The 25,464-nt window shown below is 59.5% G+C and carries 22 protein-coding genes; 9 read left to right on the top strand and 13 right to left on the bottom strand.

What is annotated here, in order from left to right; genetic code table 11:
* The first annotated feature begins 48 nt into the window (after window positions 1-48).
* Both CXU21_RS10390 and CXU21_RS10385 read left to right on the top strand, forming a co-directional pair.
* On the top strand, window positions 49-816 hold the full coding sequence (locus CXU21_RS10390) for a glycosyltransferase family 32 protein (protein WP_180972778.1): 768 nt from the start codon (window positions 49-51) through the stop codon (window positions 814-816).
* 150 nt (window positions 817-966) lie between these two features.
* Complete coding sequence (locus CXU21_RS10385) at window positions 967-3,006, top strand: alpha amylase C-terminal domain-containing protein (protein ID WP_102725985.1); 2,040 nt, start codon at window positions 967-969, stop codon at window positions 3,004-3,006.
* Window positions 3,007-3,103: 97 nt separating this feature from the next.
* Here CXU21_RS10385 and CXU21_RS10380 read toward each other — a convergent pair whose 3' ends face one another.
* The 7 genes from CXU21_RS10380 to hprK form a co-directional block, all read right to left on the bottom strand.
* On the bottom strand, window positions 3,104-3,484 hold the full coding sequence (locus tag CXU21_RS10380; protein WP_102715609.1) for a PEGA domain-containing protein: 381 nt from the start codon (window positions 3,482-3,484) through the stop codon (window positions 3,104-3,106).
* An 11-nt stretch (window positions 3,485-3,495) separates the two neighbouring features.
* Complete coding sequence (locus tag CXU21_RS10375) at window positions 3,496-3,915, bottom strand: SufE family protein (protein ID WP_102715611.1); 420 nt, start codon at window positions 3,913-3,915, stop codon at window positions 3,496-3,498.
* A 15-nt stretch (window positions 3,916-3,930) separates the two neighbouring features.
* Complete coding sequence (gene argF, locus CXU21_RS10370) at window positions 3,931-4,848, bottom strand: ornithine carbamoyltransferase (RefSeq protein ID WP_102725984.1); 918 nt, start codon at window positions 4,846-4,848, stop codon at window positions 3,931-3,933.
* 115 nt (window positions 4,849-4,963) lie between these two features.
* Window positions 4,964-6,652, bottom strand: coding sequence for a sulfatase (locus tag CXU21_RS10365; RefSeq protein WP_102715615.1), 1,689 nt, complete (start codon window positions 6,650-6,652; stop codon window positions 4,964-4,966).
* 125 nt (window positions 6,653-6,777) lie between these two features.
* Window positions 6,778-8,556, bottom strand: a complete 1,779-nt coding sequence (ptsP, locus tag CXU21_RS10360) for a phosphoenolpyruvate--protein phosphotransferase (RefSeq protein WP_102725983.1) — start codon at window positions 8,554-8,556, stop codon at window positions 6,778-6,780.
* Between the two features lie 46 nt (window positions 8,557-8,602).
* Window positions 8,603-8,869, bottom strand: a complete 267-nt coding sequence (locus CXU21_RS10355; RefSeq protein ID WP_102715619.1) for an HPr family phosphocarrier protein — start codon at window positions 8,867-8,869, stop codon at window positions 8,603-8,605.
* Between the two features lie 78 nt (window positions 8,870-8,947).
* On the bottom strand, window positions 8,948-9,916 hold the full coding sequence (hprK, locus tag CXU21_RS10350) for an HPr(Ser) kinase/phosphatase (protein WP_022398068.1): 969 nt from the start codon (window positions 9,914-9,916) through the stop codon (window positions 8,948-8,950).
* Between the two features lie 156 nt (window positions 9,917-10,072).
* On the opposite strand from hprK, the gene CXU21_RS10345 reads away from it, so the two are divergent.
* Genes CXU21_RS10345 through CXU21_RS10335 form a run of 3 tightly spaced genes read left to right on the top strand, consistent with a single transcriptional unit; the run spans window position 10,073 to window position 12,856 of the window.
* On the top strand, window positions 10,073-11,413 hold the full coding sequence (locus tag CXU21_RS10345) for a dipeptidase (protein ID WP_102725982.1): 1,341 nt from the start codon (window positions 10,073-10,075) through the stop codon (window positions 11,411-11,413).
* A 10-nt stretch (window positions 11,414-11,423) separates the two neighbouring features.
* Window positions 11,424-12,299, top strand: coding sequence for an ABC transporter ATP-binding protein (locus tag CXU21_RS10340; protein ID WP_102725981.1), 876 nt, complete (start codon window positions 11,424-11,426; stop codon window positions 12,297-12,299).
* Entirely contained in the window at window positions 12,203-12,856 is a 654-nt protein-coding gene (locus CXU21_RS10335; RefSeq protein WP_102725980.1) for a 5-formyltetrahydrofolate cyclo-ligase, read from the top strand. Before CXU21_RS10340 ends, CXU21_RS10335 begins: the two co-directional genes overlap by 97 nt.
* A gap of 34 nt (window positions 12,857-12,890) precedes the next feature.
* On the opposite strand, the gene CXU21_RS10330 is transcribed toward CXU21_RS10335, so the two are convergent.
* The 5 genes from CXU21_RS10330 to CXU21_RS10310 form a co-directional block, all read right to left on the bottom strand.
* Window positions 12,891-14,558 carry a GTPase family protein gene (locus tag CXU21_RS10330; protein WP_102725979.1) on the bottom strand — a complete coding sequence of 556 codons (1,668 nt, stop codon included), beginning with the start codon at window positions 14,556-14,558 and terminating at the stop codon, window positions 12,891-12,893.
* Between the two features lie 86 nt (window positions 14,559-14,644).
* On the bottom strand, window positions 14,645-15,340 hold the full coding sequence (locus CXU21_RS10325; RefSeq protein WP_102725978.1) for a YggS family pyridoxal phosphate-dependent enzyme: 696 nt from the start codon (window positions 15,338-15,340) through the stop codon (window positions 14,645-14,647).
* Window positions 15,341-15,350: 10 nt separating this feature from the next.
* Window positions 15,351-15,914 (bottom strand): YqgE/AlgH family protein, encoded by a 564-nt coding sequence (locus tag CXU21_RS10320; protein WP_102715629.1) that lies wholly within the window; start codon window positions 15,912-15,914, stop codon window positions 15,351-15,353.
* Between the two features lie 106 nt (window positions 15,915-16,020).
* Window positions 16,021-16,860: a L,D-transpeptidase gene (locus tag CXU21_RS10315; protein WP_102725977.1), complete on the bottom strand. Its 840-nt coding sequence runs from the start codon at window positions 16,858-16,860 to the stop codon at window positions 16,021-16,023.
* Window positions 16,861-16,870: 10 nt separating this feature from the next.
* Complete coding sequence (locus CXU21_RS10310) at window positions 16,871-18,388, bottom strand: cellulose synthase family protein (RefSeq protein WP_102715633.1); 1,518 nt, start codon at window positions 18,386-18,388, stop codon at window positions 16,871-16,873.
* A gap of 135 nt (window positions 18,389-18,523) precedes the next feature.
* On the opposite strand from CXU21_RS10310, the gene CXU21_RS10305 reads away from it, so the two are divergent.
* Entirely contained in the window at window positions 18,524-19,414 is an 891-nt protein-coding gene (locus CXU21_RS10305) for a hypothetical protein (RefSeq protein WP_146017055.1), read from the top strand.
* Window positions 19,415-19,420: 6 nt separating this feature from the next.
* Window positions 19,421-19,807 (top strand): ApaG domain, encoded by a 387-nt coding sequence (locus CXU21_RS10300; protein WP_102715637.1) that lies wholly within the window; start codon window positions 19,421-19,423, stop codon window positions 19,805-19,807.
* A gap of 143 nt (window positions 19,808-19,950) precedes the next feature.
* On the opposite strand, the gene CXU21_RS10295 is transcribed toward CXU21_RS10300, so the two are convergent.
* Window positions 19,951-23,466: a DEAD/DEAH box helicase gene (locus CXU21_RS10295; protein WP_102725975.1), complete on the bottom strand. Its 3,516-nt coding sequence runs from the start codon at window positions 23,464-23,466 to the stop codon at window positions 19,951-19,953.
* Window positions 23,467-23,770: 304 nt separating this feature from the next.
* Between CXU21_RS10295 and CXU21_RS10290 the strand changes: the two genes are divergently transcribed.
* Together CXU21_RS10290 and CXU21_RS10285 are read left to right on the top strand one after the other, a co-directional pair.
* Window positions 23,771-24,256, top strand: a complete 486-nt coding sequence (locus CXU21_RS10290; RefSeq protein ID WP_102715641.1) for an Lrp/AsnC family transcriptional regulator — start codon at window positions 23,771-23,773, stop codon at window positions 24,254-24,256.
* 27 nt (window positions 24,257-24,283) lie between these two features.
* Window positions 24,284-25,453 carry an aminotransferase class I/II-fold pyridoxal phosphate-dependent enzyme gene (locus CXU21_RS10285; protein WP_102725974.1) on the top strand — a complete coding sequence of 390 codons (1,170 nt, stop codon included), beginning with the start codon at window positions 24,284-24,286 and terminating at the stop codon, window positions 25,451-25,453.
* Window positions 25,454-25,464: the final 11 nt, after the last annotated feature.

Genomic DNA, 25,464 nt, shown 5'->3' with positions numbered 1-25,464 from the left:
TCGCATTGGCAATACTTATAATTTTTACAACCTTAATTCTAAAAAATAGTGATCCGCAAACTTCATTATTGCTGGTTTGGAGGAACCGTTCCTGAGGCCGTTTCACGCAATGTGCAGAAATGGAGAGAATGTAATCCCGATTTTGAAGTGATTGAATGGAATGAAGGGAATTCACACGTTTCAACTTCTTCCTTCGGCAAAAGAGCCCTGAAGCAGAAGAAGTGGTGTTTCGCCTCCGACATTGCCCGCCTTCAGGCTTTGGTGGAGGAGGGAGGATTTTATCTGGATACGGATGTGGAGCTGTACCGTCCCCTGCATGAGTTGAAGGTGGATGGCAAGCGTCTTGTCCTGGGGTATATGTATGATTGCGCCTTGGGGACCGCTTTTCTTTATGCGCCGCCCCGGCATCCCGTGTTAAAAGCGCTCCTGGCTCTTTATGAAGAAGTAAGGCCTGATTGCTTTCCTGTAAACAATACCGTCTTCACGGATTATTTCATCAATGAAGTTCCGGGATTCCTGCTGAATGGCAAGGCTTGGCGCAATGATTTGGTGGAAGTGTACCCCAAGGAATTTTTTGAACAGCCCGCCCTGATCCGCTCCAGAGGTTTTTGCTTTCATCACTGCTGTGGCTCATGGATGCCGGAGCGCCAGGATTTTTTCCGCATGAGTCCGGAAGCCTCCCATTGGCTGAGATGGCTCAAGCGGAAGGTCAATACGGCGCTGTCCCTCCGTAAAAATGAGTTTTATCCGTATTACCGGGCGGCTCTCCGGGGCGTTTCGCTAAAGAAGGAGTGCATGTGGCGCAAGGATGGCTGACGGAAACCGGGGAAAGGCGTGCATGCCGTACGGGCAGGGGAAAAGGTGACTCAGCAATAATGGCCGGCGAAGATCCGTGTTTGGGATGACTGGGGAAACTTTCAGGCTTTCTCCTTGACCCTGCTGATTGGGGCGGAGTATCATTGGATAATGAGAAGACCCCCGATTCCCGGTTTGGTAATGGCGGACGGATGGCTGCAGCCGTATTCCCGGCAGATACGCGACCGCCAGCGCCTGTTTGACCTGAAGATGAAAAGGATCAACCAGCATGCGGGTTCTCTGGAAGGGTATGCGCAGGGCTACCACTATTACGGCCTCAACCGTGATCCGGAAACGGGCGCATGGACGTACCGGGAATGGGCTCCTGCCGCCCGCGGCTTGTTCCTGACGGGGGATTTCAACGGCTGGGACCGGGAGAGCCACCCGCTGGTGCGCAATGAGCGCGGCGTGTGGGAAATTACGCTGCCGCCTGATACGCTGGCCCACGGGCAGAAGGTGAAGGTTCATGTGATCGGCGCGGACGGAACGGGCAAGGACCGGATTCCCGCGTGGATCACCAGGGCCGTACAGGACCCCGCCACTTATGATTTCGCCGGGGAGGTATGGATGCCGGAACACCCTTATGAGTGGCGGAATAACGGCTTTGATCCTTCCCGGATAGAGGTGCCGTTCGTTTATGAGGCGCATGTGGGCATGGGCGGGGAAGAGGAGCGCGTGCATACATACCGTGAGTTTGCGGACGAGGTTCTGCCGCGCATCGCCCGGCTGGGCTATAATACCGTGCAGCTCATGGCTGTTCAGGAGCATCCCTATTACGGCTCCTTCGGCTACCATGTTTCCTCCTTCTTTGCACCTTCCTCCCGCTTCGGCACGCCGGAGGACCTGAAATACCTGATTGACCAGGCGCACGGCCTGAACATCGCCGTGCTGCTGGACGTGGTGCATTCCCACGCCGTGAAGAACGAGGCGGAGGGGCTGAACAATTTTGACGGTTCCGGCGGCATGTATTTCCTGCCGGGAGAACGCGGGCATCATCCGGACTGGGATTCCTGCTGCTTTGACTACGGCCGGGATGAGGTGATTGAGTTCCTGCTGTCCAACGTCCGCTGGTGGCTGGAGGAGTTCCGCTTTGACGGCTTCCGCTTTGACGGCGTGACGTCCATGCTGTATTTCCACCGCGGGCATGAACCCTTCGGGGATTTGGGCGCGTACTTTGGTCCGTCCGTGGACCTGGACGCCGTGGCTTATTTGCAGCTGGCCTCCACGCTGATTCAGCGGGTAAGGCCGGGCGCGATCGCCATTGCGGAGGATATGTCCGGCATGCCGGGGCTGTGCCGTCCGGTGGATGAAGGGGGACTGGGCTTTTCCCACAGGCTGGCCATGGGCATTCCCGATTACTGGATCAAGCTCCTCAAGGAGAAGAAGGACGAGGAATGGAGCATGGGCGACATGTGGCATACGCTGACCAACCGGCGCTATGGAGAGCCGCACGTGGCTTATTGCGAGAGCCATGACCAGGCCCTGGTGGGGGACAAGACGCTGGCGTTCCGCCTGATGGATGCGGAGATGTACTGGAAAATGGCCGTGGACCAGCAGAGTGTGGTCATTGACCGGGGCATGGCGCTGCACAAGATGATCCGCCTGGTGACGATGGCTACCGGCGGGGAAGGGTGGCTGAATTTCATGGGCAATGAGTTCGGCCATCCGGAATGGATTGATTTTCCGCGTGAAGGCAACGGCTGGTCCTATGAGCACTGCCGCCGCCAGTGGTCCCTGGTGGATAATCCCGCCCTCAGGTTCAAGTTCCTGAATGCCTTTGACCAGGCGATGGTCCGCATGGCCCTGGATGCCCGCCTGCTGAATAATCCCCCGCCGTTCCCGCTGAATATTGATGAGGGCAACCAGGTTATGGCGTTCCACCGCGGCGGCCTGCTGTTTGTGTTTAACTGGTCGGGGGACCGCGCGATCATGGATTACGTGCTGCCCGCGCCCCAGAAGGGGGAATGGAGGGTGGCGCTGGATACGGACGGCGCCCGCTTCGGCGGCTTTGGCCGGCAGGACGGCTCCATGCCGCATTTCACGGATGAAGCCGGAAACCTTTCCCTGTACCTGCTGCCGCGCACGGCCCTGGTCCTGAAAAGGGTGGGCTCCGCCGTCATGACCCGGCACGCCGGGCAGGAGGAAGGGTGACAGGGACTGCGTCGGGCCAGTCCGTCAGGCCCGGGGAAATTCCAGCGGATTGAAAAGGGGCGCAAGGTCCGCGCGTGGTGCGCGGGCCGGGTAGCCTTTACCACTGAGCGGGCAGTTCCCGCAGGGGCGGCGCTCCGGATTCCGCCTTTTTCAGGCGGATGGTCAGGGTGTCCGTTTTAAAGTCCTTTGACTTCTCGTTATTGCCGCCCCACAGGATGGCCCCTTTCGTGGTCATTTCCGGATAGAACGTTTTTTCCGTGGAAAGGCAGCCGGGCTTGTCCGCCGCCACGTGAATGGGCTTGTGCCTGTTCAGGGAGAGGGTGACGGGGGCCTGCCCCACATAATCCCCGTTTACGCGCAGGCTGGCTCCGGAAGGGACGCTGCGGATGGTCATGTCCCTGGGAGGGCTGCTGCATGAGATGCATGCGCAGCACGCCGCGGAAAGGAGAAGGAGGGAGGGGAGCAGTCCTTGGGTCATCGTGACGGGAATCAGGGGTGTTCCACCATGTTCATGGCGGCCTGCTTGATCTGGGCGGCCATGGAGTTGAGGGCGTTCGCCCTGGTGGGTGCCAGATGGTCCTTCAGTCCGGTCTTGTCCAGCTTGGACATGTCCGCTTTCAGGATTTCTTCCGGCGGCAGTCCGGAGAGCAGCCGGACGAATACGGCAATGAGCCCCTTGGTGATGAGGGAATCGCTGTCCGCGGCGAGTTTCAGCACGCCCTTGTCCGGCTCCGTGTGTAGCCACACGCGGGACTGGCAGCCCTTGATGAGGGATTCGTCCGTCTTCTGGGATTCGTCCAGCTTCGGGAGCTTCTTGCCCAGGCTGATGATGTATTCATACCGTTCCGTCCAGTCCTGGAACAGGTCCAGTTCATCCAGAAGGTCTTGCAGGCGTTCTTCGTAGTTCATGGCGTGGAAGGCTGGTTATGCCCGGTTTGCGTCCGCCAGCGTGGCAAGAACGGCTTTCTGGGCGTGGACACGGTTTTCCGCTTCCCGGAAGATGACGGGAGCGAAGCGTTCCAGCACGTCTTCCGTGATTTCCTTGCCGCGGTAGGCGGGCAGGCAGTGGAAGGCGGAGTGGTTGGGCGCGGCATGCGCCAGAAGCTCCCTGTTCACCTGGTAGGGGTAGAAGTGCTTTTCCTTGGACAGGCCTTCCGCTTCTTGGCCCATGGAGAGCCACACGTCCGTGTTGATGACGGAAGCTCCCTTGACGGCCTCTACGGGGTCCGTGGTGAAGATGACGTTCTCGCAGTCCAGGTGCTTGCGGAAGTCTTCCAGCGGCAGGTAGTTGGTCGGCGCGCCGATGGCGAGGGTGAAGCCCAGCCGCTTGGCCGCCCACATCCAGGAACGGGACATGTTGTTGTCCCCGTCCCCCACGAAGGCGATTTTCATGTCCTTCCAGGAGCCGGGACCGTAGATTTCCTCAATGGTGAGCAGGTCCGCCAGAATCTGGCAGGGGTGTTCCTCATCCGTCAGGGCGTTGATGGTGGGAATACCGGAGAAGCTGGCGAATTCCTCCACTTCCTGCTGGCCGTAGGTCCGGATGGCTGCGCCGTGGATCATGCGGCCCAGTACGCGGGCCGTGTCCTTGATGGGTTCTCCGCGCCCCAGCTGGATGTCATGGACGGAAAGGAACATGGGGCGGCCGCCCAGTTCACTGATGCCCACTTCAAAGGAAACGCGGGTGCGGGTGGAGGATTTGGAGAAAATGAGCGCCCAGGTCTTGCCTTTCAGGGGCAGGTGCTCGTGATGGCCGCGTTCCGCCTTGAGCTTGTGGCCCAGCGCGAGCAGGTCCTTGATTTCGTCTCCGGTAAGCTGTTCTATGGAAAGAAGATTCTTCATGGCGTTGTAAAGAGAATAGAGAAAAGGAATAAAAACAGGAAAGCCGCACCATACTCCCTGTTTCCTTAAAAGAAAAGGGAATAATGCGGCTTTCCGGGGAGGGGTGGAGATGCCTTTACAGCCTGGCCGCCGCCTGGTCCGGCCACGGCACGGGGGAGCCTTCCCGGGCTCCGGTAGGGTTGTCCTTCTTGTACGTGGGCATCTGGGCCTTGCGGTCCTTGAGCAGGGCGGTCATGGTCTTCGCCATGGCTTTCACGCGTTCCGGATGCTGTTCCGCCAGATTGTGCTCCTCGCTGATGTCTTCCTTGATGTTGAAGAGCTCAAACTTCTGGTTGGGATGCCAGTAGATCAGTTTCCAGTCCCCCTGGCGCATGGCCGTGCTGGGGGAGTAAAGGGAGTTGTTTCCGTTCCCTTCCCCCCACACGTTGGGCGTATGGAAGAGCAGGGGGCGGTTGGGGTTCATTTTGCCGCCTTTCAGCAGGGTGACGAAGCTTTTGCCGTCAATGACCTGGGGAGCCTGTATCTTTTTGGCTCCCGCTATTTCCAGGATGGTCGGGAAGAAGTCTTCAACGATCACGGGAGTGGTGCAGACGGTTTCCGGCTTGGTGACGCCGGGCCAGTAAACGATCATCGGCTCCCGGATGCCGCCTTCCCGGTTGGACCCCTTGCCGAAGCTCAGCGGGTAGTTGGATTCCTTGTTGCCCATGCGGCCGCTGATGGCCAGGCCGCCGTTGTCCGCCATGAAGATGATGACGGTGTTTTTATCCAGATTGTTCTTTTCCAGGTATTCCCGGATGTCTCCCAGGCTCTTGTCCATCCCCTGGATCAGGGCGGAGTACCTCTTCTCGTTGTCGGACCATTTGTGGCCGTCGTTCGGGTTCGAGTAATCTTCCGCAAAGCGCTTGTCATACCCGCGCGCGTCAAAGGGGGCGTGGATGGCGTAATGGGACATGTACAGGTAGAAGGGCTTGTCCGCCTCCTTGGGGTCCTTCCGGATGGCGTCCAGGCGTTTCAGCGCTTCCTGCGTCAGGGCTTCTGTCAGGAACACGTCATTTTCATAATAATTGTTCTCGTCCAGGCCGCGGACGTGGAAATTCCCCGTGCCGTATTTCTGGGAGCCCCGGTAGTCCGCCGGACCGCCTATTTCCGTGCCGGCAATGTTGTAGTCAAAGCCGAAGAGTTTGGGATTGGCCCCCGGGGTGTTTTTGGAGCCGAAGTGGGCCTTTCCGCAGTGAACGGTGGTGTATCCCTGTTTTTTGAGCAGTGCGGGCAGGCCCAGCACCGGGGTAAAGGGCTTCTCCATCTTGTACTGGATTTTCTCTTCCGTCAGGGGGAGGAAGGTGGTGCCGGAAGACTTGGTGCCCAGCGGCTGGACGCCGTTGATGCTCCAGTCCGCAGGGGCCTTGAGCGCCTTGTGGCCGGCGTCCGTGGTCTGGTCCCGCAGGAGCGTCCAGTTGGTGACGCGGTGGCGGGCGGAGTTCATGCCGGAGATGAGGCTGCACCGGCTGGGGGAGCAGATGGGCTGCGCGTAGGCATTTGTGAAGACCATGCCCTGCTTGCCCAGGGCCTCCATGTTGGGCGTGCGGTAGCGCTTGTTGAGGAAGGTGGGCTTGGGCGTGCCGTCCGCTTCCCGCCAGAAGGGCAGGGAGGTGTCCTGCCAGCCCATGTCGTCCACCAGGAAAAAGATGATGTTGGGGCGCTTCTGGGCTGCCGCGCGGGACGCAGGTGAAGGAGCTGCGGAAGCGAAGAAGGCGCTTCCCGAGAGGAACAGGGCAAGAAAGATGGCTGTTTTGGAAATTTGCATGGCGTAAAGGTTAACGTTAATATAACGCACCAAATGCCGGATTCTGTCAAGGATTCGTGTTTTCGCGGCAATTTGCCCGGAATGAGCCTCCCGTTTTTTAGTACGGCCCTCCGGGAAGGCTCCCCTTATTCAAACAGGGCCGGATAGGATTGCCTGGCAAGGGCCGTGCTCAGGTCCACGATGGTTCTGCTGTTGGGGGCGTTCAGGGCCAGTTGGGCCATTTCCCGGCATTTCCCGTAGTCCAGATTGCGGATGGCGTACCGGATGATGGGCACCAGGTGGACGCCCACGGAGATGGAGGTGGCGCCCAGCCCTATCAGCAGGGGCAGCAGGGTGATGTCCCCCGCCATTTCCCCGCAAATGGCCGTGGGGACGCAGGCTTTTTCCCCGGCGGTGATCGTCATGCCGATGATGCGCACCACGGCGGGGTGCGTGGGACGGAACATGTTGGCTACGCGGTTGTTCACCCTGTCCACGGCAATGGTGTACTGCGTCAGGTCATTGGTGCCCACGGAGAAGAAGTCCACTTCCCTGGCGAGCACGTCCGTCATGATGGCCGCGCTGGGCACTTCAATCATGATGCCCACTTTCAGGTCACGCGCATAGGGGATGTTTTTTTCCTCCAGTTCCTCCCGGCATTCCTGAAGAAGATGCTTGGCCGTGATTACCTCCGTATAGCCGGAGATCATCGGGAACATGATGCCGCAGCCGGGCGTGTCCGCGCAGGCGCGGAGGATGGCGCGGAGCTGCTGCTTGAAGAGTTCCGGACGGCTGAGGGAGACGCGGATGCCGCGCCAGCCCAGGAAAGGATTCGGTTCCGGCGTGCAGAGCCGTTCGCACGGCAGCTTGTCCCCGCCGGCGTCCAGCGTGCGGAAGATGACGCCGTGGGGGGCGCAGCCTTCCGCCAGTTTTTTATAATAGCGCGTCTGTTCCTCTTCATCCGGCATGCCCGCGGGATTTCCCAGCAGGAAGAATTCCGTCCGGAACAGGCCCACGCCTTCCGCTCCCACTTCCTTGATGCCGGAGTATTCATGCGGGAATTCCACATTGACGGAAAGGCGGATGTTGCGGCCGTCCCTGGTGATGGTGGGGAGGTCCCGCAGGGCTTCCAGCGCCTTGTAGGCCTTTTCCTTTTCCACCTGGAGGCGGTTGTAGTATTCCACCGTCTCCTGCGTGGGTTTCAGGATGAGAACGCCCTTGTACCCGTCCAGGATGGCGGGGGCGTGGCTTTCCACCTTCAGAAGGGCCTGGTCCAGTCCCACCACGGCGGGAATGCCCATGGAGCGGGCGAGAATGGCGGTGTGGGAAACGGAGGAGCCTATTTCCGTGGCAAACCCGTGAATCAGGTTGGCGTCCATCGCCGCCGTGTCCGACGGGGTCAGGTCGTAGGCCACCAGCACCTGGGCCTCTTCCTCCTCTTCCTCGTCTTCCTGCGGTTCCGTGCTGCGGAGGTTGTTGATGACCCGCTGCATGACGTCCTCCATGTCCGCGGTCTTGGCGCGCAGGTAGGGATCGTCCACGCGGCGCAGCACTTCCATGTAGTTCTGCATGACCACATAAAAGATGTGCTCCACATTCTGGTGGCGCCTGAGCAGCTCCGTCTGTACCTGCTGGAGAATGACCTTGTCCTGGAGAAGAAGAATATGGGCGTCAAAAATGGAGGCGTCCTTTTCCCCGGATATCTGGATCATGCGCTCGCGCAGGGCCCGGATCTGCTCCGCGGTGGCCTGCAATGCCTGGTGGAAACGCACCAGTTCCGCGTCTACTTCCTCCGGAGAAATTTCATAAGCCACGGGTTCCTTGGACCCGCTGATCTGAATTTTGATCTTGCCGAGGGCGATGCCGGGGGAAACGGGGATGCCCTGAAGCCAGGTTTCTTCCGTGGAAATGGGGTCCTGAATCATCTGCGGGCTAATGGCCCGGTCTCATATGGCTGTGAGCCGGAGTTGTTCAATCTTCTTCAAACTTGCGGGAAATCAGGTCTTCCAGCGCGTTCAACGCTTCCTGTTCATCTTTCCCTTCCGCCGTGATGGTGACCTTGGAGCCGTGGCCTACCGCCAGCATCATCAGTCCCAGAATACTCTTTCCATCAACTTCTTCGCCATCCTTCTCCACGACAATGTCTGCATCAAATTTACTGGCCAGTTTGACGAATTGAGCAGCCGGACGCGCGTGAATGCCGAGTTTGTTGATGATAGTGAGTTCCTTGGTAACCATGGAATTTGAAGTAAGGGGTGATAACGGTTGCTAGAACCGTAAGTACACTAATTGAAGTTTTTTTCCAAGAGTTTTTTGTCAGTCCTGGTTTTCAGGCGGCTGGAAGTTTGACATGAGGCGGCGGTTGAACTCCCCGGCCATGTCAATGCCCATGTCCTTGAGATGGTAGTCCATGGCGGCCACTTCCACCAGGCGGGCAATGTCCCTGCCGGGAGCCACGGAGAGCTGTACGTGGAGCACTTTTTCCCCGAGAACGTCCAGGCCCTCCCGTTCCAGCCCCAGCCTGTCCAGGGCCTCCTGGTCCTTGGCGGGAATGAGGGTCACGATGAGGTCCAGACGCTTGTTGTGGCGGATGGATTTGAGGCCGAAGAGGGTGGTGATGTTCACAATGCCCAGGCCGCGCACCTCCATGAAGCCGCGGCTCATTTCCGGGGCGCTGGCCACCAGCTCCCCGCCTACGTTGCGCACGTACACCATGTCATCCGCCACCAGGGCCGCACCGCGTTCAATCAGGCCCAGGGCCGTTTCACTCTTGCCCACCCCGCTTTTCCCGCGGATGAGTACGCCCACGCCGCGCACGTCCACCATGCACCCGTGCAGGGTGAGGCTTTCCGCGAATTCGTTTTCCAGAATGATGGTGGCGGAATTGACGAATTTCATGGTGACCAGGCTGGTGCGGAAGACGCAGACCCCGGCCTCGTCCGCCAGCTCCACGATTTCCTGGGGCGGGTCCTGGTCCCGGGAGAAGACGATGCCCGGCACCTCGCACCGGAACATGCGCTGGATGCGGGATTTGCGCATGCCTTCCGGCAGTTTTTGAAGATAGGCCAGTTCCGCGGAGCCGAAGACCTGGATGCGCTTGTTGGCAAAGTAGGAGTAGAACCCGGCAATCGCCAGCCCGGGGCGGTTGAGGGCGGGTTCGCAAATGTGGCGGCTGAGGCCGGCGGGGCTGTTGATCAGCTCCAGTTGGAGGGCTTCCTTGTATTTGCCGTAAAATTTGGACAGGGTGACGAAATCCACTTTCTTCACTTTGGATTTGCTGAACATAATCCTATATAAAGGAACAAATCCCGCTTGAGAGCAATCAAATATTGTTCCCGGACCCGTGCGCAGGCCTCATTTTCTTGAAAAAAGCCCCGTTCCGGCACGGAATGCCACACTTTACCGGTTGATTTGAAGCCGCAGGCATGGTCTGATGACGCCATGAACAGACTGGATCAATTGGCCACCTTGTTGAGATTCCCCAGCATTTCCGCCCAGAAGGAGCACGCCCAGGACGTGAGCGACTGCGCGGACTGGCTGGTGGACAAGCTGTCCGGCATGGGGCTGGAAGCCGCGGCCCACAAGACGCACCTTCACCCCATTGTGATGGCGCGCAGCCCGCGGGAGGAAGGCAAGCCCACCGTGCTGATTTACGGCCACTACGACGTGCAGCCCGTGGACCCCATTGAGCTGTGGGAATCCGACCCGTTTGAACCGGAGGTGAGGAACGGGAAGATTTACGCCCGCGGCGCCACGGACAACAAGGGCCAGTTGTTCGCCCATATCCTGGGGGTGGAGGAATTGCTCCGCCAGAACGGCGGCCACCTTCCGGTGAACGTGATCTTCCTGCTGGAAGGGGAGGAGGAAGTGGGCAGCGGCAGTCTTTCCCAATTCATCAAGGACCACAGGGATGAACTGGCCTGTGATGTGATTGTGGTTTCCGATACCGGCATGGCCGCTCCGGACGCCCCCACGTTTTCCTATGGCCTGCGCGGCCTGGCCGGGGCGGAGATTATCGTGAAGGGCCCTTCCGCTGACCTTCATTCCGGCGTCTTCGGCGGCGCGGTGGCCAACCCCATTACGGCCCTTGCGGAGATCATCACCTCCTTTCATGACGAGGACGGCCGCGTGGCCGTGAGAGGTTTTTACGACGGCGTAGAACCCATCGCCACCTGGGAACGCAGCATGTGGGCCACGGTGCCCGGCATGAGCAATGAGGAACTGGCGGCGTTGACGGGGGTGGATGCCGTGGTGACGGAATCCGGATTTACCGGAGCTGAATGCATTTTTGCCCGCCCCACGCTGGAACTGAACGGCATTGGCGGCGGTTACCAGGGAGAGGGGAGCAAAACCATCATCCCCAGCCACGCCTTCGCCAAAATTTCCTGCCGCCTGGTTCCGGGCCAGCATCCGGATAAAATTGAAACCCTGCTGGAAGAACATGTGAAGAGCCATGCCCCCAAGGGCGTCACGGTGGAATTCAAGCGGGGCCACGGCGGAAACGCCTACGTGTGCGACCCGAATTCCGAGTACGGTCTGGCTGCCCAGCAGGCGCTGGAAGAGGCCTTTGGAAGCAAGCCCGTGCTGGTGAGGGAAGGAGGAAGCATCCCGATCATTGAGGAAATGAAACGCGTGCTGGGGGCGGACGCCCTGATGCTGGGCATGTGCCTGCCGGATGCGCGCATCCACTCCCCCAATGAAAACTTCCCGGTGGACCTCTTCTCCAAGGGAATAGACATGAGCCAGATTCTTCTGCGCCGCCTGGGGCAGATCAAGCATTGACCGCGTTTTTATGGACCAGCCCGCCGCCGCAGAAATAGTCAACCTGCACAAGACCTTCAAGACGGGTCTTGGCAAGCCCGTGGTACATGCCGTGCGGGGAATAAGCATGAGCATCCGGCAGGGGGAGGTGTACGGCCTCATTGGCCCGAACGGCTCCGGAAAGTCCACCCTGATGAAGGCCCTGCTGGGACTGGTGCGGCCCACGGAGGGGCTCTGCACCATCTTCGGCAAGTCCAGCCTGTCCCCGGACAGCAAGGAAGAGGTGGGCTTTCTGCCGGAAAACCCTTACTTTTACAAGTTCCTGACCGGAGCGGAAACCGTCTCCTTTTACGGGAAGCTCTGCGGCCTCAGCGGAAAGGCCCTGAAGGAGAAAGTCCGGGACCTGCTGGACCTGGTGGGGCTGGCGGATGCCGCGGACCGGCGCCTGGGCGGGTACTCCAAGGGAATGCTCCAGCGCATCGGCATGGCGCAGGCCCTGGTCCAGTCTCCCCGCCTGCTGGTGCTGGATGAACCGACCGCAGGCGTGGACCCCCTGGGTTCCCGGGACATCCGGAACATTATAGAAAACCTGAAAGGGCGCGGCATGACCGTTTTCCTGTGCTCCCACCTGCTGGAACAGGTCCAGGAGGTGTGCGACCGGGTGGGCGTCATCTTCAAGGGGCTGCTCATTGCGGAGGGCTCCATGAATGAGCTGACGCGTGATTCCGACAAGCAGGAAATCCTGCTGGAACACGCCTCTCCGGAACTGCTGGAACGGCTTAAGGAGACCGTGCGGGAGAACGGTGCCGCATGGCTGGAATCCGGCCACCCGCGCAATTCCCTGGAAAGCGTATTTTTAAAGAGCCTGCTGGAATGGAAGGAAAAACACCCCAACCCGGAACAATAGGCGGCCAAGCGGCTGCCAAGCGGGAAGTGCGCCGCATGATACGCGCCAGAATAGGAGCGTTGGACGCCGCTTCCCTGGAAGCCATGTCCCGCTCCATCTGCCGCCGGGTGGCGGCCCTGGCGCAGGAGAGGGATTTTTACCGCATCGCCATTTTTGCCGCCAGGCCGGGGGAGGTGGACCTGCTGCCCCTGCTGGACATGCTGCCGGACCGGGAATGGTATTTCCCGCTGGTGCATGAGGGCAGGACGTTGAGTTTTCACCGCGTGTGCCACTGCGGGGAGTTTGTGGCGGGGTGCTGGGACATTCGCGAGCCGGGTCCGGCGTGCCCGGAACTGCACCCCGGGGAAATGGATTTAATCGTGCTGCCGGGCGCCGCTTTCACGCGGGACGGCAAGCGGCTGGGATATGGCGGCGGATTTTATGATACCCTGCTGGTCGGTCCGGCTGCGGGAGTGCCGCTGGCGGGAGTCTGCTTTCCCTGCCAGCTCCTGGATGACCTGCCCATGGAAGCTCATGACAGGCATGTGGACATGGTGATCACGCCGGATGCGGAATAATGCAGGCCTGCGTCTTCACGAAGGGGAAGAAGGGCTAAATGCGGAAGCGGTGCTTCTGGACCGTCAGCTTGTAGAACAAATCGTAGCGGGCGTTCAGCAGGGGCTGGAGGTGCTCCACGCCGCCGGCAACCTGCCCGCGAATGTCCGCGTACAGTTTGCGGTAGTCGGAAAGGCCGCTGATCATGGCTTCATACAGGGGCGTGCGCAATCCGCATTCCACGGCAACGTGCATTTCCGCCGCCGCGGCCACGATCTGGCGTGACAGGCGGAACTGCATCCAGGCCAGCCCCACGTTGCCGCCCACCCAGACGGCCAGCGCCGCGGCCAGGCAGGCGAACCCCGCCGCATGCTCTCCAAAGCAGCCCAGCAGGGCCCCTAGAATCACCATGACGAGCATCAGCTTGAGTTCCGTTCTCATCACATCCTCCTGGTCCAGAAACAGCTTGCTGAGGCACGGCTTGATGCCGAAATCCTTCAGGGGCATGTAAATGGAACGGCCCAGGCGTTCCTTGTACACCTCCAGGTCCGCCTGGAGTCTGGCGGTGGGGAAATCGCCTATGTCGCAGTCCCACTGCTCCTTCACACGGGGGCGCACATGGTTCCAATGGGTCTGGCAGATGTTGAGAAACTCCTTGTTGTAATACGCGTGCCGCTCCTCAATGCCGGACTTGACCAGTTCATAAAACCATTCATCAATGACGGGAGGGAGCTTGTGCAGGATCATCGTGCGCCGTATGGAAAGGAAGCGCCCCATCTGCCGGGCTGACTTTTTCCCCAGCCGCGGCACGCAGTCCTGCACGTACTGGGCGTATGCCTTGAGCCTGGCAGGCATTTCATCCTCCATCTGAAGCTGGATGCGGTCGATCTCCCGGTCAATGGCGGTCAGGAAGCCGGAATCCATCTTGGAAAGACGGTGCAGTTCATTAAGCACCTTCCCCTGTTCTTCCAGAAGGCTGTCCGTGGCCAGCAGGAGGCGCTCCACACGCTTGTCCGTCAGCGGGCTGCGTTTCAGGACCTCCTGAACGCAGGTTCTCAGCGCTTCCACTCCTTCCCCCGCCTGGTCTCCGGCGGTAGTGACGGGGTACAGGGGGAGCTGCACGCCCAGGCGTTCACGGGAGGTGGCGCGCAGCTCTTCCTTCAGGGACTGGAGCTGGTCAAAGGAAAGCAGTTCCGCATGGGTGATGACAAGTACCATGCGGGAACGGAGCCGTTTCTCCAGCGTCTGGAGATAATCCCAAAGGACGGCCTGGCTGCCTTCCCGGGCGGAAATGACCACGAGGATGGCGTCTGATTTGGGGACGATGTGCTTCAGCTTCCGGGGGGCGTCCTCCTGCTCCAGGCCGATGGTGTCCCAGAACTCAAGATTCAGCAGGGCATCCGACGGGTAAAAAAGGTCCAGAACCCATTCATGGGTATGTGGGGCCGGGTGGGGCCTGTACTGCCAGCGCACCAGCGTGGCCTCACTGGAAACGCGGGAACAGAAGCGTTCCCCGGCCAGGGCGTCCAGCGTGGAGGATTTTCCGGAACCCGTCATGCCGATGACGGCGACGTTCTGCGGAGAGCAGCATTCCGCCAGGGCTTCCTCCACGGCTTCCTGGGAATCAAAATGGCGGTCCGGGCCAATGCGGGCGGAAAATGCCGCGGCGGCATCCGCTACGTCCCGCACCGCATGCGGAATTACGTTTTTTCCTCCTGTCAGCATGGGGTGATGAGATCAATGAACCGTCCGGGAACCTCCCGTTCTTCCGGAACAAACCTACACGCCGCCTTTCCTTCTGTCCAACTAAATCACGGAGCCGGAGCATAGGAGCGCCCGCCGAAAATGGCGGTGCCCACACGGACGAGGGTGGCGCCCTCTTCCACGGCTGTTTCAAAGTCATGGCTCATGCCCATGGAAAGCTCCGTCAGCGGGGCTCCCCCCTTGCGGGAAAGAGTCTCCTTCAGCTCCCTCAGGCGGCGGAAATAGGGGCGCGCTTCCTCCGGATTTTCCACCGGGGGAGGGATGCACATGAGGCCTGCGATTTCAAGGTGGTCCAGGGCGGCCAGCTCCGGCCATTCCCGCTCCAGGGCCTCCGGGGAAAAGCCGAATTTGCTGTTTTCATCCCCTACGTTCACCTCCAGCAGGATGCGGGGGCGTTTGCCCGTCTCCTGCGCCACGGTATTCATGAACTGCGCCAGGCGCAGGGAATCCACTGCGTGGATCAGCGTGAAATGCTCCATGGCCTTGCGCACCTTGTTGCGCTGCAGGGGGCCGATGAGATGCCATTCCGTATCCGGGGGAAGGGAGGGGATTTTTCCCAGGGCCTCCTGAACCCTGTTTTCTCCAAAAACGCGCTGGCCCGCATCATGGCAGGTCCTGACGTCTTCAGCCGGGAATGTCTTGCTGACGGCGACCAGGCGGGCGGACCCTTCCGGACGCCCGGCGCGGCGTTCCGCGGAGCGGATGCGGGAGAGAATGTGTTCCAGATTCTGTTGGATGCTCATGATGGATGGTTCAATTCAGGGAAGGCTGTGCGGGGGCATGGCTCATGATGTGGTGCAGCGGGGAGAGGCGGCGCATGGCCATGGCCCAGACCTTGGAGGAATCCGGTTCCAGGCAGATATCCGGCACCATGGGGGACACGTACCAGGCCCGGTCGTTCAGTTCCCGGCGGAGCTGGGACGGCGTCCACCCGCTGTGGCCCACATACGCGCGCAGCGCCACATGGGGGTCCTCTGCATATTCCAGGGCCTGTTCTTCCTGAAGATGGAACTGGACGCGCAGTTTATCATCCGTACGGGCGAAGGCAGCGAAAATGAGCTGGTTGCGCTCCACGGGCCCTCCCTTGAAAATGGGAACGGTGTAAAGGCATTCCGGAATGTCCGTATGGCGCGCCACTTCCCCCACGTTCATGCCGGCGGGATGGTTCAGGATGTGGCCGATGACGAATTCCTCCTCCACCCGGCTCAGAAAGATCACGGAGTGGTAGAAACCGCCGCCTTCCAGGTAGGGGGCGGAGACCAGAAGGTGGCCCGCCAGGTTTTCATTGCTGATATCTTCATGTTCCATCATCGCCATAAGTGTACGTTAACAAATGTGACGGATGCAGGCAACCATGCGTTCAAACAGCCATGTCAGGAGGGGATGGAAACATGAACGCCGGAAGAATGGCGGAAAAGGAGGTTCAGCGCAAGCTGTAGCGGGTTCCCCTGGCGGGCCTGGGACTCCTGGCCGTCTTGCGGACCGCCGCCCGTTTGGAGGACGCGGCCTTTTTCCCGGCGGAGGCCGGATGTTTGCGGGAAAGCGCTACGGCAGGCGGGCGGGAGGCGCGGCGGCGGTGGGAAATGATGGAAGCCGTATTGATTTCTTCCACGGGAGCCGGCGCCATGACCAGCAGGGAGGAATCCTGCGTTTTCTCAGACTGGGCCAGGGCTTTCAGGGAGGCGTCAATGGAGCAGCGTTCGATCACGACGGGGTCTCCGGTCTGAAGCAGGTTGAAGGCCTCATACACGTCATTGCTCTTCATCCGGACGCAGCCGTAGGAGGCGGGCGTGCCGATGGTGCGTTCCTCCGCCGTGCCATGGATGTAAATCAGGCGGGAGTGGGCGTTCCGGTTCCGGGCTTCCATGCCCGCCAGCCACATGATGCGGGTGACGATGGGGTCGCGCCCCGGAGAATTGGGCGCCACGCATTCCCCGGTGGGTTTGCGGCTTTTAAACACCATGCCCTTGGGTTGTCCGGTGCCTATCTTGGACGCGATGCGGTGGGCGCCCAGAGGAGTGCGGCAACTCCCTTTCTTGTCTCCCAGACCGAATTTGGAGGTGCTGACGGGATAGGTTTTTATAACGCGGCCGTTGCGCATGACGGCCATTTTCTGGTCCCTGACGCTAACGACCGCGCCATCCTTGACGATGGCGGTGGGCTGGTAATCCGGACGGGAGCAGGAAACCAGGGCGCCGAGCACCGCGAAGGCGGCGCCGGCGAGTTGAATCAGGCGTGCTGCTTGCGAGAGAGGCGCAGGCATGGGGAAGGTGTCAGTTTTTGGCTTTGGCAGTTTGTCTGGCGGGCAGCAGGTTGGAGATCATGCGGCCCAGGGAACAGAATCCCGTGTAGTAGAAGCCCAGGAAGGGAATCATCAGGATGGGGGAAAGATAATGGCCCTGGCGGATCATGATGATGATCAGGTTCAGGAAGAAGGTGCCGCAGGCGATTTCCAGCACGGGAATGACGACGGACTTGATGGCTTTATAACCATTGCGCTTGAGCTGGGAGACGTGCTGCCTGTCTTCCTTCTGGTCCACGCCGTATTTGGGCGTGCGGACGAAGGCGGACTGATGGCCGAAAATGGCTTCCAGAACGGCCTTGGCGTTGTTCACCGCCATGCCTACGCTCAGCGTGAGGAGGAGCGGCAGGTACGGCAATTCCTTCCACCAGGATTTGGGACGCACCACGATCTGGGCGCTCATGTAGAAGATGCAGACGGCCACGCTGGTCATGAAGAACAGGGCCACGTTGACGAACCACATGAACACCGTTTCATTTTCCGGGATGCGCTGGGTGCAGATGGGGTACACCAGGAAGCAGAGCAGGGCGAGAAGGAGGTAGGAGTAATTGCAGGTAAGGTGCGTGGTGGCTTCCACCTTGGCCTTGAGGGGGGCCTTGGAACGCCAGATGTCCAGCAGGATTTTCTGGCAGACCTGGATGGAGCCTTTGGTCCAGCGGTGCTGCTGGGACTTGAAGCCGTCCATGTCCACGGGAAGTTCCGCCGGGGTGACGACGTCGTTCAGGTAGATGAAGCGCCATCCCTTGAGCTGGACGCGGTAGGAAAGGTCCATGTCTTCCGTCAGGGTGTCATGGGACCAGCCGCCTGCGTCCCCGATTACGCACTTGCGCCACATGCCGGCGGTGCCGTTGAAGGTGAAGAAACGGCCGGAGCGGTTGCGCGCCGTCTGTTCCATGGCAAAGTGGCCGTCCAGGTACATGCCCTGAACGCGGGTGAGAAGGTTGTATTCCCGGTTGATGTGGCCCCAGCGGGTCTGGACGAGGCCCACGCCTTCATCCGTAAAGAAGTGGATGGTCTTCTGCAGGAGGTCCGGTTCCGGAACGAAGTCGGCGTCCAGAATCAGCAGGAACTCCCCTTTGGCCACCTTGGTAGCCGCTTCCAGCGCGCCGGCCTTGAAGCCCGTGCGGTCCGTGCGGTGGATGCACACGGCGTCAAAGCCGCGGGCCTTCAGTTCCTCCACCTTGCGGTAGCACTGTTCCGTAGTGTCATCCGTGGAATCGTCCAGAATCTGGATTTCCAGCTTGTCCTGTGGGTAGTCAAGGGCCGCTACGGATTCCAGAAGGCGGTCCACGACGAATTTTTCATTGAACATGGGAAGCTGGACCGTAACGACGGGCAGTTCCTGGAAATGGGACTTGGGCTGGGGCTTGTTGTTGCGGTTCTTCCAGTACAGGTAAACGATGCTTAAACGGTGGAAGCCGTATCCGGCCAGACCGACGAGAACCAGAAGATAGCACAAGAGCCAGATAAAGTTGTAATTTAAAGACATGCTGGGACGGACAAGGGTGTTTGGTATCTTTCTGCGTCAGGGGCTGGGGATTTCCTTGACGTGACGCCCGTATAAGACACCATAGGGCGAGAGTCAAGACATATTCCGTTTTGCTTAACCTTTTTGAGTTTTGTTATGAAGAGATTGTATCTGATGGCCGCGGCCGTATCCGTCACGGGAGGAATGGCATTTGCCGCTCCAAAGCAGGAAGCCCCGGAGAAGGTGGATGCCGTGCTGGACGTTCAGACGCCGCCGTCCGGCAAGGAGTGCCAGCCGGCCATTCCGGAACGCCTGCTGGATGATTCCCACATGAACGAGGAGCTGGGCATTAATGAATTTACCGCGCCTTCCATCCGCAAGATTTTTGAGGACCTGGAAGGCCTTCCGGAAATTCCGGAGGATGTGGCTCTGCGCGCCCGCCCGGAACGGCCGCCCATGGACCGCTGCTCCCTGGCCCTTCAGCTGGGCGGCATGATGGCGGACGGATTCGTGATCGTGCAGTGCGGCAAGATGAACGAGGTGAAGCCCATTGCGCTGGACCTCTCCAGCTACGCAAAGGCCATCGGCGCCGGGGAGCGGGTGAACCGCCACGCCGCCAGCCTGCTGAAAAACGCGGAAGACGGGGATTTGAGCAGCTTCAAGAATAACCTGGCCCTTATCCAGTCCGACGTGGAGCAGGAGCTTGCCTCCCTGCGGGATTCCGACATGGCGAACCTGATCGGCCTGGGCGGGTGGATTCGCGCGCTGGACGCCGCCACCGCCGCGCTGGACAACAAGTTTGCGGAGGACAAGGCGAAGGTCATTTTCCAGCCGGACGTGCCGGAATACTTCCATTATATTCTGGACGGCGTGGAACCGGAAATGAAGGAACGCCGGGATATTGCGAAAATCATGAGCCTGCTCACGACATTGCAGGAACAGATGACGCTGGCCCCGGAAGCCAAGCCCACCAGGGAGGGTGTGGAAGCCATCCGCAAGACGACGCTGGAGCTGATGAAAGCGGCTCTGGCCCCCGTGGAATCATAGTCTCGCATGTTCCGTATGGTTCTTCCCCTCCTGACCAGCCTGGAAGTGCGCCTTACGCCGCGCAGCCTGTATTCCCGGGATGAAAAGCTGGAGCGGATGGTGAGGGAGGACGGGCGCATTCCCGTGCCCTACAATGTGAGCATCCGCAACACGGGGGACGGCGCTGTGCGCATCATCGGCAAGAAGTGGACTGTTCGTTCCCATGAAGACGGCACGCAAGTGATAGAAGGGGATGAACTGTTCGGTTCCCGTCCGCTGCTGTGCCAGGGACAGATTTTTGCGTTTAATGGCCTCCAGATGCTGCGTCTTCCGGCGCGCATCCAGTTGACTCTTCTGGTCCGGGATGAGGCCGGCATTCTTTACCATACGGACCCCGTCAGCCTTAAATGGTGAAATAAAAAAGCCCCGCAACTGATTGCGGGGCTTTTTTATAGGTAATGGTTAGGGATAAGAGGGAACAGAGAAAGAATTAGCGGACAAATGCCCGGGGGTTATAACTATTCTTTAATCACTACTCTCTAATCACCGCCATCGGCTTAGCCTTCTTCGTCGTCCCCGTGGTTGAGGATGAAGTTGAGGTCGTCAATGCCCAGGCTGGAGGTGAAGCCTTCGTCGCCCAGCACGTTGGCGACGAGCTGGTTTTTCTGGTGCTGGAGGATGCGGATTTTTTCTTCCACGGAGTCCTTCGTCAGCAGGCGGTAGGCGATCACCTTGTTCTTCTGGCCGATGCGGTGCGTACGGTCAATAGCCTGGCTTTCCACGGCCGGGTTCCACCACGGGTCATACAGGACCACGTAGGAGGCGGAAGTAAGGTTGAGGCCGGCGCCCCCCGCTTTCAGGGAGAGCAGGAAGACGGACGGGTCCTTGGTAGTCTGGAATTTTTCAATTTCCCCGCGGCGGTCCTTGGTCTGGCCGGTAAGGTAGTTAAGCGGCCTGTTTTCCGCTTCCAGCCGGTTCTTGATGATTTCCAGCATGGAGACGAACTGGGAGAAGACGAGCACCTTGTGCCCTTCTTCCCGGAGCTGGTCCAGCAGGTAGAACAGGGCGGTCATCTTGGCGCTGTCTTCCTTGGCGTACTTCGGGTCCACCAGGCCGGGGTGGCAGCAGATCTGACGCAGGCGCATGAGCCCTTGCAGAATGGCAAAGCTGTTCTTCTTGACGGATTCATCAGAATCCAGGCCAAGGAGGGCCTGCTGGATGCGGCGGAGTTCCGCCTTATACAGCTGGCTCTGGATACCTTCCATCTTGGCGTACACCTCTTCTTCCGTCCTGGGCGGCAGATCCTTCGCCACCTGGGATTTGGTACGGCGCAGCAGGAAGGGTTTCAGGCGCGCGGCCAGGCGGTTCTGGCTCTGCGGGTCCTTGCGCTTGTCAAAGCGTTTCTTGAAGTAGGAGCGGGAGCCGAGGACGCCGGGCATGGAGAAGGCCATGAGGGACCACATGTCCAGCAGGCGGTTTTCAATGGGCGTGCCGGAAAGCACCAGGCGGTTGTAGGAGACGATTTCACGGGCGGCCTTGGCGGCCTTGGAATCCGGGTTCTTGATCTGCTGGCCTTCGTCCAGGATGACCGTGAGCCACTTGATCTGGTTCAGGGTTTCACCGCAGACGCGGAGCTGGGCGTAGTTGACCACGACCATATCGTAATTCTTCCGGATGTCGTCCAGATTGGCCTGATCCTTGCTGCGGATGACGAGCACGCGCACGCCGGGAGCGAATTTCTCCGTTTCCCCGGCCCAGACGTCCAGCACGGACTTGGGGCAGACGATAAGTACCGGAGGAACGGCGATTTTCTTCTTGGATTTGTTTTTGCGCGCGAATTCCTCACGCAGCCAGAGCACGTACGTGATGGACTGGATGGTTTTGCCCAAACCCATGTCGTCCGCCAGAATGCCGCCGAAGCCGTTCGTGGCCAGATAAGCCAGGAAGTGGAAGCCGTCCACCTGGTACGGGCGCAGGGTGGCCTGGAGCTGGGAGGGGACGTCCGGCTTGACGTCGATCTTGATTTCCGCGGTGCGGTCCTTGATGCGCTTCCATGCCTTCGGGTCGAACACTTCCGCGGCCTTCGGGTCCGCCAGCTGCATGGCGTGCATGCGGTGGGTTTCCCCGGAAAGGTCGAAGGGGTCCAGGCCCAGGCGGGTGACGGCGTCGCGCTGGTCGTTGTCCAGCTTGATCTCCAGGCGCATCCAGCCTCCGTCGTCCATGCGGACGTAGCCGCCTCTGGCGGCCACCAGGGCACGGATTTGTTCCTTGGAAAGTTGGACGCCCTCCACGTCAATGACAATGCGGAGGTCAAACCAGTCAATTTCCTGGTTGACCACTTCAAACCGTACGGCGGCGGCCACTGGGTCTGCCAGCAGCGTTTTGAGCTTGTCATCCATGTTGACGGTCAGCTCTTCCGGGAGCTGCTTGGCCCATTCCGCAAATTTTTCAGGGAACTGCCTGGTAACGCGGGCCTTGAAGGCGCCTACCTGGGGATCATAGGAGAAGCCCATCTCTTCCAGCAGGCCGGGAATGGGGTAAAGATGTTCACGGATGAAGCGCAGCAGGGCCTTGTTCTTCATGGGCTCCTGGTGGGCCACGTCCCAGCCGTCCTTGCCGAGTTTTTCCGTGCGGTAGCCGGAAGCGTCCTTGGCGCTTACTTCACACAGGACGTGCTCCGTTTCCGCGGAGGTGAGGCCGCGGACAATCTTCATGTCAAAGGTGCCGCGGAGGTCAATGTCCACCACGCGGTCTTCCATGCTGGGGGGAAGGGAAGCGCCGATCTTGCGCAGGAATTCCACCCCTTCAAGGCTGTCAATGACCTGCTTGGGAATGGAATAGCGGGGTTCCACTTCCGTGCTCTCCAGCCAGCGGGGAGGGCCGGGAAACACGGTTTCGTCAGACTGGTAAAGTTCCTGCTGGCCCGGAAGCTGGCGGACGGAGTGGGAAACGTTGATGCCGGTGGACGTGGCGAGCTGGAGGGCGTAGCAATCCGGCTCAATGGGGTCATCCTGGCAAATCCACTTGAGCGGTTCATCCACCACCTTGAAGTAATTTTCATCCAGGTTCACCAGGTAGCCTTTCAGGGCGGGCTGGTGGAAAAGCTTGTTCATCAGGGCGCACGCGGCTTCCTGGTCCAGGTCCAGGGTCAGGGCGTCTTCAGCCCGGGCGTAGTCGGACAGGGCCACGAGGAGAATTTCCGTCTGGGCGTCCATGCGCACGGCTGCACGTTCATGCAGGTTTTCCAGATGGTCCAGGTCCTGTTTTTCCCGGACGGGTATCCAGTCCTGCTTCAGGGAATGGCGGTATTCAAAATGGCCTTCGTTAATGGTGGAGACGAGCCTCATGAACAGCTCCCCGCGGGGCGGCTGCGGTGGGCGCTCATTCACGGACTGGATGCGGTCATACCAGGTGCCCACTTCACGGGAACGCTCCCACTCATGAATCTTGCGCTGGATTTTTTCCAGGTCCGTAATGGATTCCATGAATTCCGGGTAGGGCAGGCGCCTCTTGTTAAAGGCGTAGGCGATGTAATTCCAGAATTCAAGAATGTTCGTGGGGGGCACGGGCCACAGCTCCAGCGGGTCATAGCTGACGATCTCCCACCGGGGGTTCAGGCGCACCATGTCATGATCATGGATTTCCTGCTCAATGGCGAAACGGCGGTAGCGCTTTTCCAGCTTGCTGACGTAGTCCGCCTCCTTGTCATCCAGTTCACGGCCCAGCTTCTCTTCCAGAATATCCAGCAGGGGGACGTCATTCAATTCATTGGGGGATTCCGGCAGATCCTGGCCGCGGTACATGCGTTCCAGCATGGCGGCGTACATGGCCGCACCGGCCAGATCCTCATCCTCCGTGGAGCATGCCCCGAACCACCTGTTGCCCTGAAGGCGCAGGTTCACGCGGTGTACGCCGTGGGCGTCTTCCACACGGCCCTGAATATACAAATGATTGCCAAAGATCTGTGTAACTGCCCCATCCTTTTGGAGCTTCTCGCCGCGCAGCCGGATTTCTTCCGGAAAGGCGTTGAGAAAGTTCAGGGTAGCCCTATCCGGGTTAAGTGCCATGCTCATAATATCAGACTGTCATATAAAAATTGGAAACAAGCGTTCCTTGAAGAAAGGACGCTACAGGTCTATGCACTTTACTATGGCACAAAGGGCGGATTAGAGCAACTATTCTCTGAAAATAATTCCAACGAATGTTTAAAATAATGCTTAAATTACTGAATTCAATAATATTATGTTTTCGCGCCGAGGGACGTTTTTTGAAGAAAAAGAACGTATTTTATCATGTTGGAAAGAACGAATGTCAGCCTTGCGTAATATGTGTTCTTGACACGTTCGATATAAAAGGGTCTTTTATGCCTGAAATTTTATGTCCTCCGCAACACTTCTACAGTTACTGGCGACTCAAGCCCGCTTGAGCGATGGCGAATTGGCCGAACGTCTTGACATGACTGAAGAAGCCGTGCGGGCCCAGCGGGAGCAATGGGAAAAGGAAGGCGTGATCCTGGGCTACCAGGCGGTGGTGAATGAAGAATATGAACACGACAGCCGGGTGGCGGCCTTCATTGAGGTGAAGATGACGCCCGAACGCGACGGCGGCTTTGACCGCCTGGCGATGCGCATCTCCCGCTTTGACGAAGTCTCTTCCTGCTATCTGGCAAGCGGCGGCTTTGACCTGCTGGTGCTGGTGGAAGGAAAAAGCATGCGGGACATCGCCCGGTTTGTGGCGGAAAAACTGTCCACGCTGGAAGGGGTTCTGTCCACTTCCACGCACTTCCACCTGAAAACCTACAAGAAAAACGGCTGTGTGTTCGAGGCCCCCGTGCAGGCCGAACGCCTGGTTGTTGCTCCGTAATCCCCTGCCGTCGGAAAGGAACCATTAATGAACTGGCAGAACAAAATAGCGGAGCAGGTAGGCTCCATTCCCCGTTCCGGCATCCGGGAATTCTTTGACCTGGTCACAGGCCGGACGGACATCATCTCCCTGGGCGTGGGGGAACCGGACTTCGTCACGCCGTGGAACATCCGCGAGGCGGCCATCTACTCCCTGGAAAAAGGGCATACCTCCTACACCTCCAACTACGGGCTGGAATCCCTGCGCCGTTCCATCGTCAAATATGTGGAAGGCTTCTTCCATGTAAAATACGACCCCCTGCATGAAGTGCTGGTGACGGTGGGCGTCAGCGAAGCCATTGACCTGGCTCTGCGCGCCGTGCTGAATCCTGGGGACGAGGTGCTTTACCACGAACCTTGCTACGTCTCCTACGCTCCCAGCGTGAACATGGCCTATGGCGTGGCTACTGCCGTGCCTACGAGCAAGCAGGATATGTTTGCCCTGAATCCGGCCGTGCTGGAAGCCTCCATTACGCCCCGGACCAAGGTGCTGATGCTCAACTTCCCCACCAATCCCACCGGAGCGGTGGCTCCCCTGGAAACGCTCAAGGAAATAGCCCGCCTCTGCATCAAGAACGACCTCATTGTACTGACGGATGAAATTTACAGTGAGCTGCGTTACGACGGCAAGCCGCATGTTTCCATCGCCTCCCTGCCGGGCATGAAGGAACGCACGCTGCTGCTGCACGGTTTTTCCAAGGCATTTGCCATGACGGGCTTCCGCCTGGGTTATGCCTGCGGACCGGAACCGCTCATCTCCGCCATGATGAAAATTCACCAGTACTCCATGCTCTGCGCGCCCATCACTTCCCAGGAGGCGGCTATTGAAGCACTGGAAAACGGAACCTCCGCCATGCTGAAAATGCGGGAAAGCTACCGTCAGCGCCGGGACTTCCTGGTGAAGCGGTTCAATGAAATCGGCATGGACTGCCATTTGCCCGGCGGCGCATTCTACGCCTTCCCGGACATCTCCAAATTCGGCCTTTCCAGCAAGGAATTCGCCACGCGCCTGCTGATGGAAGAGCAGGTGGCCGCTGTGCCCGGTACCGCTTTCGGTGCAAGCGGGGAAGGCTTCCTGCGCTGCTGCTATGCGACCGCCTTTGGCCAAATCAAGGAAGCCTGCAACCGCATGGAGCGTTTCGTGAAAACTCTCTCCTGACCCCTCCGCGT

It is taken from the genome of Akkermansia muciniphila (assembly GCF_002884975.1).
GTDB classification, from domain to species: Bacteria; Verrucomicrobiota; Verrucomicrobiia; order Verrucomicrobiales; family Akkermansiaceae; genus Akkermansia; species Akkermansia muciniphila_C.
This window is presented reverse-complemented; position numbering and strand designations above follow the sequence as displayed.

Excerpts from the sequence above, each read along its gene's own strand:
- CXU21_RS10295 (WP_102725975.1), bottom strand. The coding sequence starts at position 23,466 with ATGAGCATGGCACTTAACCCGGATAGGGCTACCCTGAACTTTCTCAAC.
- CXU21_RS10315 (WP_102725977.1), bottom strand. The coding sequence starts at position 16,860 with ATGCCTGCGCCTCTCTCGCAAGCAGCACGCCTGATTCAACTCGCCGGC.
- argF (WP_102725984.1), bottom strand. The coding sequence starts at position 4,848 with ATGAAGAATCTTCTTTCCATAGAACAGCTTACCGGAGACGAAATCAAG.
- CXU21_RS10310 (WP_102715633.1), bottom strand. The coding sequence starts at position 18,388 with ATGTCTTTAAATTACAACTTTATCTGGCTCTTGTGCTATCTTCTGGTT.
- CXU21_RS10355 (WP_102715619.1), bottom strand. The coding sequence starts at position 8,869 with ATGGTTACCAAGGAACTCACTATCATCAACAAACTCGGCATTCACGCG.
- CXU21_RS10300 (WP_102715637.1), top strand. The coding sequence starts at position 19,421 with ATGTTCCGTATGGTTCTTCCCCTCCTGACCAGCCTGGAAGTGCGCCTT.
- hprK (WP_022398068.1), bottom strand. The coding sequence starts at position 9,916 with ATGTTCAGCAAATCCAAAGTGAAGAAAGTGGATTTCGTCACCCTGTCC.
- CXU21_RS10375 (WP_102715611.1), bottom strand. The coding sequence starts at position 3,915 with ATGAACTACGAAGAACGCCTGCAAGACCTTCTGGATGAACTGGACCTG.
- CXU21_RS10380 (WP_102715609.1), bottom strand. The coding sequence starts at position 3,484 with ATGACCCAAGGACTGCTCCCCTCCCTCCTTCTCCTTTCCGCGGCGTGC.
- ptsP (WP_102725983.1), bottom strand. The coding sequence starts at position 8,556 with ATGATTCAGGACCCCATTTCCACGGAAGAAACCTGGCTTCAGGGCATC.
- CXU21_RS10365 (WP_102715615.1), bottom strand. The coding sequence starts at position 6,652 with ATGCAAATTTCCAAAACAGCCATCTTTCTTGCCCTGTTCCTCTCGGGA.
- CXU21_RS10290 (WP_102715641.1), top strand. The coding sequence starts at position 23,771 with ATGTCCTCCGCAACACTTCTACAGTTACTGGCGACTCAAGCCCGCTTG.
- CXU21_RS10285 (WP_102725974.1), top strand. The coding sequence starts at position 24,284 with ATGAACTGGCAGAACAAAATAGCGGAGCAGGTAGGCTCCATTCCCCGT.
- CXU21_RS10305 (WP_146017055.1), top strand. The coding sequence starts at position 18,524 with ATGAAGAGATTGTATCTGATGGCCGCGGCCGTATCCGTCACGGGAGGA.
- CXU21_RS10325 (WP_102725978.1), bottom strand. The coding sequence starts at position 15,340 with ATGAGCATCCAACAGAATCTGGAACACATTCTCTCCCGCATCCGCTCC.
- CXU21_RS10335 (WP_102725980.1), top strand. The coding sequence starts at position 12,203 with ATGGCTGGAATCCGGCCACCCGCGCAATTCCCTGGAAAGCGTATTTTT.
- CXU21_RS10385 (WP_102725985.1), top strand. The coding sequence starts at position 967 with ATGAGAAGACCCCCGATTCCCGGTTTGGTAATGGCGGACGGATGGCTG.
- CXU21_RS10330 (WP_102725979.1), bottom strand. The coding sequence starts at position 14,558 with ATGCTGACAGGAGGAAAAAACGTAATTCCGCATGCGGTGCGGGACGTA.
- CXU21_RS10320 (WP_102715629.1), bottom strand. The coding sequence starts at position 15,914 with ATGGCGATGATGGAACATGAAGATATCAGCAATGAAAACCTGGCGGGC.
- CXU21_RS10340 (WP_102725981.1), top strand. The coding sequence starts at position 11,424 with ATGGACCAGCCCGCCGCCGCAGAAATAGTCAACCTGCACAAGACCTTC.
- CXU21_RS10345 (WP_102725982.1), top strand. The coding sequence starts at position 10,073 with ATGAACAGACTGGATCAATTGGCCACCTTGTTGAGATTCCCCAGCATT.